Raw genomic sequence first — 16,702 nt, forward strand, 5'->3', positions numbered from 1 at the left:
TTAATCATTTTTAGCCGCCAGTACTTTTTCGGTTAACACCGCCAGTGCTGTCGCGACCACCTTTTTTCCATTTTCTATACTCATTTCACTTGGTTTTCCGTTTATGCCACCAGACGCCGGATCAAGCTCATGTCTCGATCTGATGGCGTGCCATGGCTTTTTAACCTGAAAGTCCTTAATTCTGTCTTTATAAATAATGGTACCGATAGCAGCAGCCACTTCTGTTTCACCTTTATCAGCATGATGGATCCCTGTGATCCCGCAATCTGACCACCAGTTCCAGCAGACACCCTTAAATTTTGGATATTGCTCCCAGACCTTGTAAAAAGCCAATTCGCAGGGGGCTTTGTTGGCGCCATGACCGGTAATAAAAATTATTTTCAGGAAACCCTGCTGGCAGAGGCGGATGCACAGATCGCTGATGACCGACATAAAAGTTGTTGCTGATATGCCCAGTGTGCCGGGATATTCCCGCATCTCGTCGGCGAAAGCGTAAGGCAGCCCAGGAGCAAGGATTACGCCTGTGCCAGATGCGACCTGCCTGGCGAAATAATTTGCGGAATCTATATCAACACTTACCGCCAGGTGGGGGCCGTGTGCTTCTACTAAGCCTAAGGGGATGATCACCGGGAGACTTCTGTCCAGCTGGTTGATTTCTTCAGAAGTTAAATTAATCCATTCGAACATCATATGGCTTTAATTTTTGATTTTTCAATGATCATGGCTGCTGCACCCAGCACGCCTGCAAAGTCCTGCATCGAGGAAACAATGATTTCAACAGGCTGGTTTAAGGAATAGCGGAATACCTGTTTGTTAACTTTCTCCGTTAACTTATCCAGGAAAAGGTCGGCCGATAAACTTGCGCCCCCGCTCAGAATAATTCTTTCCGGCCCATAGGCATGCACGGCATTAATCAGCAAAATGGATAAATTATCAATCCACACGCCCATTTCCTGCAAACACAAGCGGTCTCCGGCCCTGCAGGCATCACTAACACTTTGAAAATCTATAGCATTCGGATTTTCAAAATACAGATCTGTCAAAATTGATGGTATCCCACGCTGTATGGCGCTTTTGACCTGCAAAGCCAATGCAGTGCTGGAACAGAAGATTTCTCCGGTGCCCCGGTTTCCGGTCAGGCAAGTTTGGTCAGCTGTTTTGTTGATAATCAGGTGGCCCAGTTGTGTGCCGAACAGCAGGTGCCTGTCCATTAAAATTTTACCATCTACAATTACACCAGATCCGACGCCCGTACCCAGGGTAACCACAACTGCCCAGTCAATGTCCATCGCCGCCCCGTAATATTTTTCGGCATAAGCAGCCAACCGGCCGTCGTTATCCGCCATAACCGGACAATCATACCTTTCCCTTAACAATTTAACTACCGGAAAGCCTTCCAGCCCCTTAAATTTTCCGGGTAGCAACACCACGCCAAAATCCGGATCAACGCCACCCGATAAGCCTAAACCAATACCTTCAAGTTCACCAGCAGTTTCCGCAAGAATTTTATCTATGTTTTTGGTCAGTATGTTAAAAAATATAGCTGCCCCGTCATTAACCGGGGAGGCAAAGCTCCCTGACCGGAGCAATTTACCTGAAGGAGAAACCATACCGTACTTTACCCTGGTACCGCCAATGTCGAAGGTGAGAAAATAGTTATCCATTTAAATTTAGTTTAGCTCCGGATTCTGTTAATTTTTTACGCAGTACGGTTGGGTCAACCTGAGCCGTATTTTGTCCCTGATTTACCGCCATGGCCGCAGCAACACCAGCCGCCTCGCCCATCACCATGCACTGGGCCATAGATCTTACGCTGCTGTGTGCCACATGGCTCGCAGAAAAGCATCGTCCAGCCACGAGTAAATTTTCGCTCTCCTTTGGGATCAGCGTACGGTAAGGTATCCCCACGCAACTGCCCTCAGGAAGGTATTGCCATTTTGTATCAGCCCCGTCATGGTGGTCTTCCATTGGTGCCCCACATAAACCAATCTGGTCATCAAATTGCCTGGCAGACAGTACATCCTCGCTCGTTAACCGATAATGCCCTGTTATTCGTCTGGTTTCCCGCACACCGATCTGAAAGCCAAAAGTAGAAAGTTCTGCCTTTTCGTAACCAGGAACAAAATCTTTTAAGAACCTGATGTATTCTATGGCCTGTAATCTCCCTTCCATTTCTGCAGTACTCCATAATTCCGGATCGGTGGCATTGATAATTTTTCCATTTCTGCTTTCGTAGGACTTTAGCCTGGTCATTATGGTGGCAGTCATGTGGTCTACTGGGGTGATATGGTCACTTCCTTCCTTACGGGGCAGGTTATACTTTCCGCCAGATGCCGCTTCGGCCATCATCGCGTTGATGTCGTTCTTAGCCACCTGCCTGCGTTTAGCCAGGTCCACATTTACCATTTTAAATGTGGTGGTTAAGGTTTGGGCAGGATCTGTTTCTCCTGCCAGTTCAAATGGGAAACCACCATAATAGCAAACGTCTGCGTCCCCGGAGGCATCGATCACAAATGCGGCCCGGAAGAATGACAATCCGGTTTTGGTTGCTATCAACAATCCTGTGATCCGGCCATTTTCCCGGAAAACATCTTGTACCCATGCATTCAGCAGCACCTGGCATCCGGAAGCTTTCACCAGATTTTCCCACACTACTTTCAGGTACTCCGGGTGATAAGTAATTCCAGTTCCTGCACCAAAGGTATTTGGCCGCTCAAAAGCCGCATTGTAGGCGTTTAGCCCGGTTACTACATCATCTGCCAGGCCACCAACCACTTTAACCGCAGCTGATCCGGGAGTGTAATAACCATAGAAAGTATCCAGCACAGCGGTACTTGTGCCACCAAGGAAAGGCAGCCTGTCAATCAACAGGGTCTTCGCCCCGGCACGTGCCGAAGCGATTGCCGCTGTTGCCCCGGCAGAACCCGCGCCAACTACGATGACGTCAAACCTTCCCGCTGCTGATATTTGTTTTTGATATGTTATTGTATCCATTTCTCTTTACACTAAATCCCAGCCCGCCGCAGTTATCAACGTTTCTCCCGTAATAACCGCAGATTGGCCACTTAACAAAAACAGTGCGGGGCCGGCAATTTCGCTGGCTTCCATTATCCGTCCTGTTAATGGTTGTTTTTGTTTCATAAATTCTATTATTTCTGCATCCTGAGCCGCTCTTTCACTCATTTTTGTTATCGCCAGGCCCGGAGCAATGGCATTGACCCTGATGCCTTGTCTGGCATAACAGGCCGCCATGGTCCTGGTCATGCTTAAAATAGCACCCTTAGATGCTGCATATGCAATGGTGGAGAAGTATTTGGGTTCCGGATCGATGCCCAGTATACTCGCCATATTCAGGATGCAGCCGCGCAGGCCCTGCTCGTCCGGATCTTGTGCCAACATCACCTTCAGCACCTCACGGCACATGCGAAACTGCGTATCTACATTGGTCTGAAGCGTAATTGTCCATCCTTCATCTGTGCACTCATGTGCAGGCCCGTCACCAAATCTCCTGCCGCTGATGCCGGCAACATTGAATAACCCGTCTATTCTGCCGTATTTTGCCAGACAGCCTTCAACCAGTTTTCCAGCTGCGTCAGGATCTGTAAGGTCTCCCGCCAGATAGGCAGCCTCCAAACCTGAAGCATTCAATTCCTCCTGAAACACCCGGCAAGACTGCTCCGTTCTGGCTGTATAAAAAACCTTCGCTCCCTGCTGCAGGGCAAGCTTAATGGTTGCTGCCCCAATACCAGATGAGGCAGTAACCAGGAGTACACGATCTTTCACCATTTCAGCCTAAATATTTGGTTTTACTGCCTGCGGATGATGTTTGGCCATTGCGTATCTTTTCCTTTGGTCACGGAGCCAGGAGTCATAATTATCGGCGGTATTGTCCAGGTGCATATTGCGGAGCACCGGATGTGCGATGCCTCTGCGGTCAAGCTCTTTAATGGTCAACTCGTTGAGCGACTGCGTTACCGCAAGTGCGCCAATTGAGCTTAAAGGGCAAACCTGATAAGTTCCGGTTTGTCCGTTCACACCTACAGTTAAATCACCTGATGGCATGCCATTATCAATAAAGTAGCCATTTTTAGCCGCCTTGACCACATGCCAGAGGTTTAAACCGGAGGAATGTTTTACAGGGGCCTGTTGCGACTGCTCAGCAGAAGCCAGCGCAACCAGGGGTAATTCCGGATACTGCTTATTAAATTCAAGCGCTATATCGACGGCTGCAATGGTAGTTCCGGTAGCAGTCACTACCAATAGCACGTCATTAGGCCCAAAATCTACTTCGGCCAGCTGCTGTTTACCGCTCCCCTCTACTTTTTCAAAGAACTGGCACATTCTCAAACCATTGGAACCGATCACATCCGTAAATGTAGTCAGGCCGCCGGATAAAAGCGGATGAAACCCGGTCAATGCACCCATCCGGACTGTGGTTTCTTCAACAGTAACCCTGGAATGTCCATTGGCATAAATGTGGACCAGCCCCCCGCTTCCAAGTGCGTCAGCATATACGCTCGCCACTTGTTTCAGCAATGCTGTTTGTCTGATCAAATTATTTTTTACAACATCCAGTTGTTCAGGAAAGCTTAATGCCAGATCATCAATCATAATTGTTATCGTTTATTTTTTAGTTTTAGTTGTTATTTTTTATCCGTACAAGGGCACACTGGCTCTGGATGGGGATCTGAATTATATTTTTGCCTTTTATTAATTTAGTGGTATTGATCACTACAGGGCTTTCGCTTCCGGGGAGTAATACGTCTATGGTGTAATTCCCGGATAGCTTCAGCTTAGAAAGGTCAATGGACAAGTCTACCGAAGACATCCCTTTCCTGGCCATCACAACTGGCAGGGCATAACCATTTTCAACCTCAAATAAATTGGCCTTGGCTTCACGATCAATAATTTCATATACATCTGGTTCCAGTACCCATTTCTTTCCCATAATGTCATTGAAAAGTGGTCCGTACCTGAGGTACCAGTAATCGGCAAACTCACCTGGCTTAATCTCGTGGTTATTATCAGGAACGGGTGCTGAGGGGAACACACCCAGGTATAAAAAGCGCTGAAAGTAATAGTCCGGATCTGGCTTTAACGAATATTCGTTCCAGGTCCATGCGGCAACAGGCTTGCGCATCCCCAGAAACACACAGGAATTGAGTCCAGGCCCCATCTCATTGTATTCACTATAGATACCATCAGCATTTTTCATAAGATCCAGCCGCATGGTTAAAATGGGATTTACAAAAACGGATTTGCCCTGTTTATGAAAGATCGGGCCAATTTCATCCATTAAGCCCTTCCAGGAATTTAATAAAGAACGTGCCGGCTTATCTTCAAACCAGGTGGTTCCATCATCGGCATGCACATTGAAATAAATTAACCAATCCATCCTGTCAATACAGATACCGGCTGAGGATGGCAGGTAATCGATGTGGCGCTGAGCCTGGTCTAAAATGAACTGCTTATAATTTTTTCCTGCCGGGTCCATGATAATGGCATCGCCCCAGGTACGGTAATAGGCCATGCTCCCCGTCTGGTCATACAAAATGCCGTCAGCAATTTTACGGTGAAGGAAATTGTTGCCATCCTTCCAGAGGTCTTCCTCCTTCACAGCAGGATCAACACTTTCCGGTCCTTTAACTTTTGTACCGAATTCTGTTACATTGAAGTAATTGAGTACATGAAAACCATTCTTTTTCATCCACGCTGAATATCCCTCCAGTTGCTTCCTGGAGGTTGTAGCCCCAACATAAGGAACGTCTGCGCCAGGATTTTTCGCAGCTTCGGCAGAAGTTGCAAAAGTTTTCCATTTTTCCGCCGGTGGAAGGAACATGCCCATATATGGAAAATCGAAGCTGGCCTTCCAGTTAAATTTAAATGCCATTTTCTTTAATTTCTCTGTCTCAATTTCGCCTTCCCAGCTTGAATAAGCGGCAGCACCCCCAACCTGCTGGGCATTTGCAGCCAGCGGTTCAAAATAATCCGGGTATCTTTTCACCGTCCAGTTCAAGCTACTTTTCCAATCGCCTTTATGGCTAACCAGGTCCATGGAGAACTTCAGCTTGTTTCCACCTCCAATGCGGTGATGGCGCCGCTGAAATTCCACAGTCCCGTCACCAGTGGTGATTAGTTTCATATACAGCAATTTGTCTTCAGGGGACTGGACCAGGCTGATGGCGTAGCCAGTTTTTTGATCAATGATACAAGCCTGTGGGATGGTAAAGAGGTCGCCGGATGTAGGCACTAAGGTACTGGGATTTCCCCCGTACCATCTTGAACTGTTCATCATAGGCCGAACTTCAAGTGGATCGCTCCAGAAAGGTTTAACCAGGTCATTATTTGAAACACCCGGACCTGCTAAATCGGGATTGGACCAGGCTGTCCAGAACCGGGTATCCTTATTTACCGGATAATAAATGGAGGAAACAATTGTTGTACTCCATGGTTTTCCTTTTCCGTAAATTTCAATGTCCCAGCGGATCGAGTTCGATGTTGGTGTATAGGTATCCGTTACCTCACACTGGTTGCCTTTTTCGTCTTCGAAAAGACGGGTAAAGGACAATGCCCCGGCATCCAGCTTTTTCGCACTCAGCAGGCGGAGTTCCTTACACCTGGTAAGCAACGTACTTCCGGCAAGGGCCAGTTTATTTCCTGCTGATACCGCTCCGGTAATTTTTCCGTTTTCGTCAAATTGAAGCGAAAGCCCATTCCCTCCTTTGATTTGGTAGGCTACTTTCGAAGCTGCTGGCTTTTGCAGCTGTTCCACAGCCTCAGTCAACTGCGGTTCCGCCCAGTTAACCAACAGCTGACTTCTGATCTTGCTGGTTGGATAGCCCCCGATTTCGGCATCCACAACACGGAGTTCAAGCTCTTTAATATGGCTAACATCCAGGTCCAGCTGCTTTGCAGTCGTTATTGCCTCCATTGTACCGCTATCATATAATTTATTCCCGTCGCCAAATACCTGGAACTTCACCTTTGCTGTTTCCGGTCCCTTCCCATTTTTTTCAACTCCAACCCAGCTTTTAAACCTCGAATATTTTCCATCCAGGATATAAGTAATGTAACTGTTTGAAGCTATATTGATGCCGTATGCAAATTTTCGGGCACCGATTTGCGGTAAGCGTCCGCCCGGCTCATGGCTCAGGCTAAGCTGTCCGATGCGTTGGGTAGTATAGGTTATCGGAAAATAAGTGAGTTTGATATCCTGCGCAAGCGCTGAATTACTAGCACAGCTTAGGGTGAGGCATACAAAAACTGCTAGGTTGTAAAATACTATTTTGCTGGGTTTAGACATATAATTAGTGTTATTTATCAAAATAAAGTTCTGGTTGTATTAATGATACATCGCTTTTCTGCATATGCTGGATAGAAATATTCTTGCCGAGCAGGTTTTGGTCTATTTTATTGTTCCGTATTTCGACCGCCTTACAACCGATCAGAGAAAAACCTACTTTTCTTTTGTGAAAAGGGCTGAAATCGTAACTTCTTGTAAGTGTATTATTTTCAAATATTAGGCCTTGTACAGATTGTGCAAATAAGATGGGGTAATCGTATGGATTAAAGTTGTTATTGATAATCTGAATGTTTCGATGGTATGTTGGTGTAGACTGGTTCATAATAGGTATTTCTGGAAAAATACTGATGATCGCTTCGCTGAACTGGTAATTTGAAGTAAGTACTGGTGCAAGGAATGTATTTCCTTTAATTACTACATTACTTACCGCACCTGATTCATACCATGAATTCACATCACCTGCGATGAGAATGGCTGAGCCACTGGATCTAAAAATGTTGTTTTCTATCAATACATCCTTAGGTGTGGTTACCAAAATCCCCCTTGCACGGCAACTTTCAAACGTAGAATTTCGAATTGTTGCACTGGGTGTCCAAGTTAGATTTTCAAGTCCGAGACCCTCTTTAACGTATATCGGAATGGCAGTAGTTAAAGTAATTTCAAAATCTGTGGTACTTATTTGTTTAAATGCAGTTACACTTGCTTTCCCTAAAGTCTTTAGTGATGCATTATCTGTAAATCCAATATGATCGCCCTTCCTTGCCCATACCATACCTACACTCATACGCTCCATAAATCTACAGAGGAGTTGGTTTGTACCTAATTTTTTAATCACTTTAACATAAATACCATGGACATTGATGGGATCGTCCATCAGCCCTTCGTACTTACAATTATCTACTAAGATCTGTCCTTTACAGGAAGAAAAATGCATCCCGTCATCATGTCCACTAAAATATCTTCCTTTTTTTGAGTTGGGGATAATATTGACTTTCATGAAGCTGAGGTTTTCTGAAAACTGGCTCAATATGCCCAGACCGGCACAATGATATAGATTAAGATGTTCGATTTTAATATTTTTACTTTCTGTGATGAAGATCCCGGCATGATCCCGGTCGCTGTGCCTGAATATGAGCACATTACCTGGCTTTGGCCTTCGTTTGAAGGAATGATAGAGACGCAAAGTTCCATTTTGGAGTTTTTCGGCGCGATAATTTTGCCACCCTTTACCCAGGGCGTGGTCGTCGCCTGTTCCTGCGGCAATGAGGTGACTGTCATATTCGTACTCCATTACCATTTTAACGCCACTTTTCCATCCTTCTCCAATAAAAGAAAGTTTTCCTGCATCTATTTCATAGGGGTATTGCTTTTCGTCGAGCATTATGGTGATATACGTTGCAGTAGTATCGATAACCCGGGCCTGTGCCGTTAGTGGGATATCCCAGTCTATGTTCAGGTTCTTAATCAGGATATTCGTGCTTTTCTCCACCGTAATGGGTTGCATCCTGTTATGATAAATAAAAGCAGCATCATTACCATCAATTGTTAAATTGGATTGCCCTTCAAGTAAAATGCCATTCCGCTTTGGATTGTTATCTGAGGTGTTTGATTCATAATATACCTTTTCAATGGCATGCTGCGGCCAAAGGTCATAACGTCCCTTTGGAAAAAATAACAGCGGATTCTTTTTCAGCTTACATACTTTTAGTGCCCTCTGTATCGCAGGAACAGCATTCGCTCTACTATTTGGTGTTATGCCATAAGCTGTTACCTTAACAGTGTCAAACAAATCCTGTTTAACTTGATGCTGACCAGCAAAGCCCACTGAATGAAATGATATACATAAAATAACTAAAAAGATACCTTTGATCATACGATGTTATCTGGTTTTAAGATGAATGATATCAAGAATTTCAATGTCACACAATAATGGTGTATATGGTTGTAGTTCTCTGAAAGGATTTGCACCGTAGGCAAGTTTTGAGGGAACGATTAACAAAACCTTAGTTCCTTTTGGAAAGGTTATCAGTGCTTCATAGAAGCCTGAAGTTGGATTCAGCATTGATAAGGGATATTTCATAGGTTTATAGGGGAGAAGTTGATTAAAAATACCACCTTGTTTCGCATTTTCAGCCAAGTTTGTATCAAATACTTTTCCGCTAAAACATCTTAAAGTAGCATTTACCTCTACCGTATCCTCCCTACTGGCAGGCTTGCCTATACCTTTTTCCCTGATAAGGTACATAAGGCCTGAGGAACTTTGCTCTGGTTTTAAATTATTAATTTTAAGATAGCGGCTTATTTTTGCAGGTTCCTGTGCTTTGGCAAGCTCTGCTTCCTTCAGGTAGAAATCATTAATGGCCTTATTAAACAAGCTGTCATTAAGATTTCCGCGGTGGATCACTTTATGTATTTTTACTGAATACTCCAAAAATTTACCGGTATTTACATGTGTCCCTTTGACTTTACCTATTGAATCCAGGCTAACTTTAATGGTCGCGCTATCGCCTTCACTTAGTAAACCAAGTCCCGTAAAAAAATCTCCCCGGAAAGCAGACTCCTCCCGAAATTTAACTATCGGACGGTTGTCATAATCGTTGGAATTATAAACCACTCTCCCGTCATGGCGCTTCTGGATCATTGATAACTTAGTATAGTCACCGACGTTAATAGTGTCGCCACTTTTGTCGTCATGGATGATATACCACATGCCTCCTTGACCTTTTTGAAAGCAGCTTTGTTTCACACAACCTTGAAACATTACAAAAACCAATAAAATGTAAACAATTCTCATATAACTGATTTAAACGAACAAAAAAGTAAACTGCCCAGAGGCAGTTTACTTAATATATGCTTATGGAACAGAAACAAACTGAAATAAATCATTGTCTATAGCATCCGTAGCAAGATATTTCCACTGTTTTACCTGAGCACCCAATGTATTGTTACCACCGGCAACGTTCAGGCACAATCCGCTGTGGCGGGCTATCACTTTGTAATAACCTGCACTAACAGGTATCAATGCCCATTCATCGTTCCATGGATAGGCAGCATTATAAGGCCATTGTATTGCTATCCCGATATCACCGGCACCATATTCTGTTGACCCTCCAGAAATGGCCATATCTTTGCCACTCAGTACATTTATAAACCGGTAATAACCAGATGTTCCGATCTGCGTAAGCGTCCATTGATCATTGTTTACACCATTATCTGCATAAGTCCACTGTACTATTCTGGCACCGTTGGCGGTGGAAGCGTCTTTAACTACTAGTGCCTGGCCGCTATGCTTTGCAATAATTTTATATTTACCATTTGCTATCGAAGCGGTCGGAGCTGGGCCAAATAAAGGCTTCGTGAACTGGCTGCTATAATCCGTCTCATAACTGCTAGTGGATGTCGAATACGTTTTTACACTCACATCATCTCCATCAACAGAAAATTTCATTAGCCTAAGAAGCCCATCGCCGCCATTCACACGGCCCTGATAGTCAGACATATAAGAACGAATGGTACGGCCATTGAAATTATCTTCCCTGTACCCTTCACCTAGCACCGATGTTGCGCCTGATATGTGCCCGCTAAGGAACATAAACACGTTTGGCACAACCTTAAGCGAGTCATAAAGACCCTGTCCCTGAGCTCCGAATCCCCCTCCATCAAAACCTTGCGTACCATTTTGTACAATGTAATGGCTTACAACAATAACTTTGCGGGTAGGGTTAGCCAAACATAATTGCTTTGCCCAGGCCGCCATATTACCTCGATCTGCGTTGTACTGATCGTATTCAATGTAAATGACCATAAAGTTAAGCCCTCCAGCGGTAAAAAAATCGTAGTGGCTATCGTTATCAGTGGTTTTGTAACTGCCTTTCCAGTAAGAATGTGAAGCGTTGTTAAAGTGTGTGCGACCGAAATACTGGTTATATTTTGCTGTTGGGCTGGTTAATGGATTGCCCCAATCGGTATATGGATCAAGTCCCTGGTCATGATTTCCCACGGCCAGACCATAAGGAATATTATCGGTCTCGAGTTTATAATATCCGTTGGTAGCAGCATTCGTCCACTCCCCAACATGGGTTGGGTTATCACCATGCTCCACCACATCGCCTACACCAACCACATAAACGATATTTTGTGCAGTCTTGTTAGCTCTGATCCAGCTTATCTGGGAGTTAAACATGGCTACCGTACCCCCGAAAAAGCCGGCCATATAATGCTGTGTATCTGGCATTACTACCACTGTAAATTCAGTTCCTGCCAAGGAAACGCCTGCAGAACCATTGCTTTGGGCCTTGTTGTCCACAGTCAATGGCTCGGCGGTGATCAGTTCCTCTCTATCACAACTGTTGAATGTAAATAAAATGGTGAGGCTTATTGTTGCCCTACCCCAGCGCAACAATGTTCTGGGGATAATTACAAGGCGTACTTGTTTTATGAATTTTAGCATTCTCATATTTTTTAGTTTATAGCAAGTAACATTCTATTGCCATGGTTAACAATTAATTAATAACCAATATTTTGTGTCAGGCTTGGGTTCAAATCTCTTTCACCTTGTGGGATTGGCCATAGATAAAAAGCATCCACAAAAGTCCTTATATCCAACTGATCACCGTTTATTTTACGGATACTCTTACCATTCATTAGATCCTTAGCAATTCCCCAGCGACGAATATCACTATAATAAATCCCTTCAAATGCAAGTTCTATTTTACGCTCGTTACGGATGATTTCACGCATTTCATCTTTTGTTTTTCCAGGATCAATTGCAGGCATAGCTACGCCGGGCCTGGCTCTAACCTGGTTTATAGCATTATATATCGTTACATCTGGCACTGCGGTTATTTCATTCTTTGCTTCGGCATACATCAACAGAACATCTGCATATCTGAAAACAATAAAATTAAGTGGTGAGTCATTTACAAGATTCCCGGTTACCGTTAAAACATACTTACGAAACAGGTATCCAAGATATGTTGCACTACCGCCCTGTATCTGGATACTAGCATAAGGAAGTCCCCTCCAAACCGCGCCAGGTCGTACAATTGTATAATCTAAACGAGGATCCCTGTTTGAATAAGGATTCGCGGGATCATAACCGGAGGTTGGATCTGTAATAGATTTTCCATTTTTCATTTCATAGCTATCAACCAGTTCACGTGTAGGAAATACAGAATTAAAGCCGGCGCTGCTGGTACTTGCAGGACCAAATCGGGCGTCGTGAACACCACCTTCTCCTAATCCACCTCCAACATACTGAATATCAAAGATTACCTCAGAATTATTCTCCGCTGCTACGCTGGTAAACATTGCTTCATAATTGTTATAGAGGCTATAATTCATAGCCATCACCTGCTGACAGGCAGCAGCTGCCTCGGCAAATTTGTTATCCAGCAAATAGGCTTTTGCCTGCAAGGTAACTGCTGCACCTTTTGTGGCACGCCCTACATCAGTGGTAGTATAAACAGCTAAAAGATTAGCCTGTGCTATGGTACATTCTGCTACTATAAAACTAATAACTTCAGCTTTAGAAGATCTGGCTGGTTGTTCTTCACCTAATTTCAAAATAGAAGTAACGAGCGGCACGCCACCATAAGTATCTACCAAATTATAATAAAATAGCGCACGTAAAAACTTTGCCTCAGCAATTAATCTTGCTTTTAAGGTTGCATCCATTGGTACATTGGGAAGATTTTCTATCGCAAGGTTGGCAAGGTATATTCCTCTGTATAAAGCTTTCCATCTCTCTGGAATGGCACCGGAAGAAGCAGCGTTGTGATTTCCTTTACTAATAAGCTGATATCCAAGACCCGACTCGGACCATATCCAACCATTAGGGGTGATTCCTTCAGTAAACAGATACCAGCCATATATAAATACGCTTTGATTAGCAGCAGCCATACTATTAGACTGCAACTGGTTGTAAATCGCTGCAACTCCTGCTTTTGCATCATCGCTTGTTTTCCAGAAATTAGTATCAGAGAGTTGATCAGATGGCTTACTGTCCAAAAAATCTTTGTTACAGCTGGTTGCTGTCAACAGCACAGCAAGTAATATAAAAAGTGTCTTTTTCATAAAAGTATTTTTAAAATGATACATTAACTCCAAATGATATAATCTTGACATTAGGATATTCAACCATACTATTTGTAGGAGTTGCCGTCTCCGGATCTAAACCGTTGAACTTGGTTTTAGTAAACAAATTCTGGCCGTTGGCATAAATTTGAATATTTGAGGCCAATATCTTATTTGCCCATTTAGCTGGTATAGAATAAGATAACTGAATGTTTTTTAACCGTAGGAAAGAGGCATCTTGCACCCAATAAGATGATGCGATTGTATTGTCTGCATTTCCGTCTGTTGTAACACGCGGTACGGTAGTGTTTTGATTTTCAGGAGTCCATGCTTCAAGAAATTTTGCATTTATAGCTCTCCTATATCTTATCCCACTAGTATACCATAAGTTCTGATAATATCTGTCGACATTGCTTACGCCTTGGAATAAAAAGTTTAGATTAAATCCCTTGTAGCCAATTTCTCCACCAAATCCGTAGTAAAAATTAGGTATATTATTTCCAATAATAACCCTGTCGCTGGCATTGATCACATGATCACCATTCTGGTCTTTATATTTCAAATCACCAGGGCTATTGGTTCCAGAGGTCTTCTGCGCAGGCCAGGCATTAATTTCGGCCTGATTCTGAAAAATACCTACAGCCTCATACCCAAAGATCGAATTTATGGGTTCACCCTGTTTGATAATTAAATTGTTACCAAGACTTTGAATTGTATTTGGATTGCTCTGGAATTTAACAACCTCATTCTCTACATGGTTTAAATTTCCCGTAATACCATAACTGAACGCTCTGAATTTGTTTCTATAGGCTACTTCCAAATCCCATCCTATATTCTTAACAATACCTACATTTTGAAAAGGTGCTACCAGATTTCCTAAAGTAGCCGGTAAAGGCAGTTGTACCAATACATTGTCGGTTTTTTTGTTAAACCAATCCATTGATATATTTAACTTATTCGTAAAGAAACCCAAATCCACCCCTACGTTTGTAGTAGTGGTAGTTTCCCAACTAATTCCCGGATGAGATAACGCGGTAGGTGCAATACCCGAATTCGTAGTGCCGCCAAAAATATAATTCTGTCCTATCCCATAAAGGTTCATAGATCTATATAATGGAATATTCTGATTACCTAATTTTCCCCATGAGCCCCTAAATTTAATGCTACTTATAGCAGGGATATCTGCGCTTTTGAAGAAAGGTTCTTCACTTAGCCGCCATGCTCCTGAAAATGAAGGAAACAATCCCCAACGATTTCCTTTGGCAAAGCGTGAAGATCCGTCGTAACGAAGATTGCTTTGGAATAGGTACTTATCTTTATAATTATAGTCAACACGGGCAAAATAAGATGAGAGGGTAGAAACATTAGATTGTCCGCTAACCCTGGGCTGTGACAAACCTGCATTTAGTTCCCATAGATCATTTGAAGGGAAACCAACCACAATTCCCTGCATAAATCCATCATTGAACTTTTCTCTGCTTATTCCGGCCAAAATATTAAAATGGTGATCCTGATTAAAATCCTTAATATAATTTAAAGTGGAGAAGAAGGTTAAGTTCAGCTCATCGTCATTTCTTTGAGTAAGGGTTGACGGGGTTGCGGCTACAACAGTATTGGCAATCTGCATGGTTTGCATGTTCCAGGTATATTGAATAGGCCCGCTATACTGATAAGTTTTCCTTTGTTGATTTCTAAAAATAGCACTACCATTTACCTGTAGCTTTAACCCCTGTAGTATTTCCCATTCGCTATACAGCTTTGAAAAAATATACTGCTCTTTTTGAGGCGCAAACCATGTTTCGGCGTATTGAAGCGGATTTACTACTTCAATACTTTCATCATTAGTATTTCTTCCGCCATATCTCGTTTCGCCATCAACTATTAATTTAGGGGTAGTGCCCGGTGTGGCATTTGCGCCAAAATTATAGAGCGTAGAAACATTAAATGGTTCGTTTATTGTTTTCAAATTTGCTGAAATGTTTCCACCAACTTTCAATTTTGTGTTGATGTTATGGTCAAGATTCAATCTTAAACTATAGTCTTTCATGTCGGTTTTTATCATTGCACCCTTATTATCAAGGTATTCACCAGACAAATAAAATTTGGTTTTATCAGTACCTCCGCTAACAGATAAATTATGCCTGAGCATGTTACCTTGTTCAAAAATAACCTTCATCCAGTCTGTATTAGGATATAATGTTCTATCGGTAGCATTTCTCCAGGCATCTATTGTAGTTTGCTGAAAAACATTTGCCGCGAGCGGATTATCTGCCTTATAGATCTTGTTCATTGTTTCCATGTAAGTCGCATAATTATTTATCGTCTTAAATAGATTCGTAGCTTCCTGAACACCATAATAGGCGTTATAATTAACTATGGTTCTACCACTCTTTCCCTTTTTTGTTGTTACCAATACAACTCCATTCGCTGCCCGTGATCCATAAATTGCTGCGGAAGCGGCATCTTTCAGAATGGAGATATCAGCTACATCATTGGGATTAAGGTTATTTAAAGTACCAACAATCCCATCAATAAGTATCAATGGATTTGCATCATTTAATGTTCCTACCCCTCGTATCCTCAATGTAGATCCATCTCTGCCAGGTTGACCGGAGGCTTGTGAAACGGTAATACCTGAGGCATTACCTGAAATTGCCTGGGTTAAATTTGTAATAGGCCGGTTCTGTAGCTCTTCATCGTAATTAATAGAAGAAACTGCTCCCGAAAGATCTATCTTTCTTTGAGTTCCATATCCAACAACAACAACCTGGGCCAAACTTTGTGATTGTTCTTTAAGGGTTGCAGCGATCACCGATCGATTATTTATCGGGATCTCAGTGGTGGTGTATCCCACGTAGGAAATGATTAAAACGTCATCGCCCTGAACATTTATTAAACTAAAATCACCCTTACTATCCGTAATAACAACAGCATTGGTTCTTTTGACCTTAACTGCGGCTCCGGGAACAGGCAGGCCTGCTTCATCCTTAACACTTCCGGTAACGTTAATAGCAGTTGATTGAACAGACCATTTAGCTACCGCAGCGTTTCCAGCCGGGACAGTAACGTTTAAATCATTTTCTGAAGCATTAGCTTGCAATGCCGACAGGATTACTAAAACAGTGCTTAGCTTTATAAGCCCTGTAATCTGGAACAAGGTATGGGACCTTCCCATACACCTGAACAATGAATAAAATTTCATACTTTTGTTTGGTTTTTTGGTTGTTTATCGAACAATTCATATTAATCAATTTGCATTGAGCAACACTTACCAGGGATGTGCTAGCATTCCTGGTTTTTGATTAACATCATTTTTGCTTTCTT

General features: G+C 43.0%; 11 protein-coding genes. All 11 read right to left on the bottom strand.

The annotated features are described in order from the left end of the window. The 11 genes from R2Q85_RS23125 to R2Q85_RS23175 are packed head-to-tail and all read right to left on the bottom strand — an operon-like array spanning position 1 to position 16,580. Entirely contained in the window at positions 1-690 is a 690-nt protein-coding gene (locus R2Q85_RS23125) for a creatininase family protein (RefSeq protein ID WP_316814175.1), read from the bottom strand. After that, complete coding sequence (locus tag R2Q85_RS23130; RefSeq protein ID WP_316814176.1) at positions 687-1,664, bottom strand: ROK family protein; 978 nt, start codon at positions 1,662-1,664, stop codon at positions 687-689. Before R2Q85_RS23130 ends, R2Q85_RS23125 begins: the two co-directional genes overlap by 4 nt. After that, on the bottom strand, positions 1,657-2,994 hold the full coding sequence (locus tag R2Q85_RS23135; protein WP_316814177.1) for an FAD-dependent oxidoreductase: 1,338 nt from the start codon (positions 2,992-2,994) through the stop codon (positions 1,657-1,659). Before R2Q85_RS23135 ends, R2Q85_RS23130 begins: the two co-directional genes overlap by 8 nt. A 6-nt stretch (positions 2,995-3,000) precedes the next feature. Continuing rightward, on the bottom strand, positions 3,001-3,786 hold the full coding sequence (locus tag R2Q85_RS23140; protein WP_316814178.1) for an SDR family oxidoreductase: 786 nt from the start codon (positions 3,784-3,786) through the stop codon (positions 3,001-3,003). Between the two features lie 6 nt (positions 3,787-3,792). Next, positions 3,793-4,611 (bottom strand): SIS domain-containing protein, encoded by an 819-nt coding sequence (locus R2Q85_RS23145; protein ID WP_316814179.1) that lies wholly within the window; start codon positions 4,609-4,611, stop codon positions 3,793-3,795. A 25-nt stretch (positions 4,612-4,636) separates the two neighbouring features. Beyond that, a complete protein-coding gene (locus tag R2Q85_RS23150; protein ID WP_316814180.1) occupies positions 4,637-7,303 on the bottom strand; it encodes an NPCBM/NEW2 domain-containing protein in 2,667 nt (888 codons plus the stop codon). A gap of 10 nt (positions 7,304-7,313) precedes the next feature. Beyond that, complete coding sequence (locus tag R2Q85_RS23155; RefSeq protein ID WP_316814181.1) at positions 7,314-9,176, bottom strand: right-handed parallel beta-helix repeat-containing protein; 1,863 nt, start codon at positions 9,174-9,176, stop codon at positions 7,314-7,316. 6 nt (positions 9,177-9,182) lie between these two features. After that, the gene (locus tag R2Q85_RS23160; RefSeq protein WP_316814182.1) at positions 9,183-10,097 is read right to left on the bottom strand and encodes an FKBP-type peptidyl-prolyl cis-trans isomerase; all 915 of its coding nucleotides are present in this window, start codon (positions 10,095-10,097) and stop codon (positions 9,183-9,185) included. 60 nt (positions 10,098-10,157) lie between these two features. Next, on the bottom strand, positions 10,158-11,753 hold the full coding sequence (locus R2Q85_RS23165; protein ID WP_316814183.1) for an RICIN domain-containing protein: 1,596 nt from the start codon (positions 11,751-11,753) through the stop codon (positions 10,158-10,160). 56 nt (positions 11,754-11,809) lie between these two features. Further along, on the bottom strand, positions 11,810-13,378 hold the full coding sequence (locus tag R2Q85_RS23170) for a RagB/SusD family nutrient uptake outer membrane protein (protein ID WP_316814184.1): 1,569 nt from the start codon (positions 13,376-13,378) through the stop codon (positions 11,810-11,812). A gap of 10 nt (positions 13,379-13,388) precedes the next feature. Continuing rightward, entirely contained in the window at positions 13,389-16,580 is a 3,192-nt protein-coding gene (locus tag R2Q85_RS23175; RefSeq protein WP_316814185.1) for a TonB-dependent receptor, read from the bottom strand. Between the last annotated feature and the right edge of the window lie 122 nt (positions 16,581-16,702).

This window comes from Pedobacter heparinus (genome assembly GCF_032678725.1).
GTDB lineage: Bacteria > Bacteroidota > Bacteroidia > Sphingobacteriales > Sphingobacteriaceae > Pedobacter > Pedobacter heparinus_A.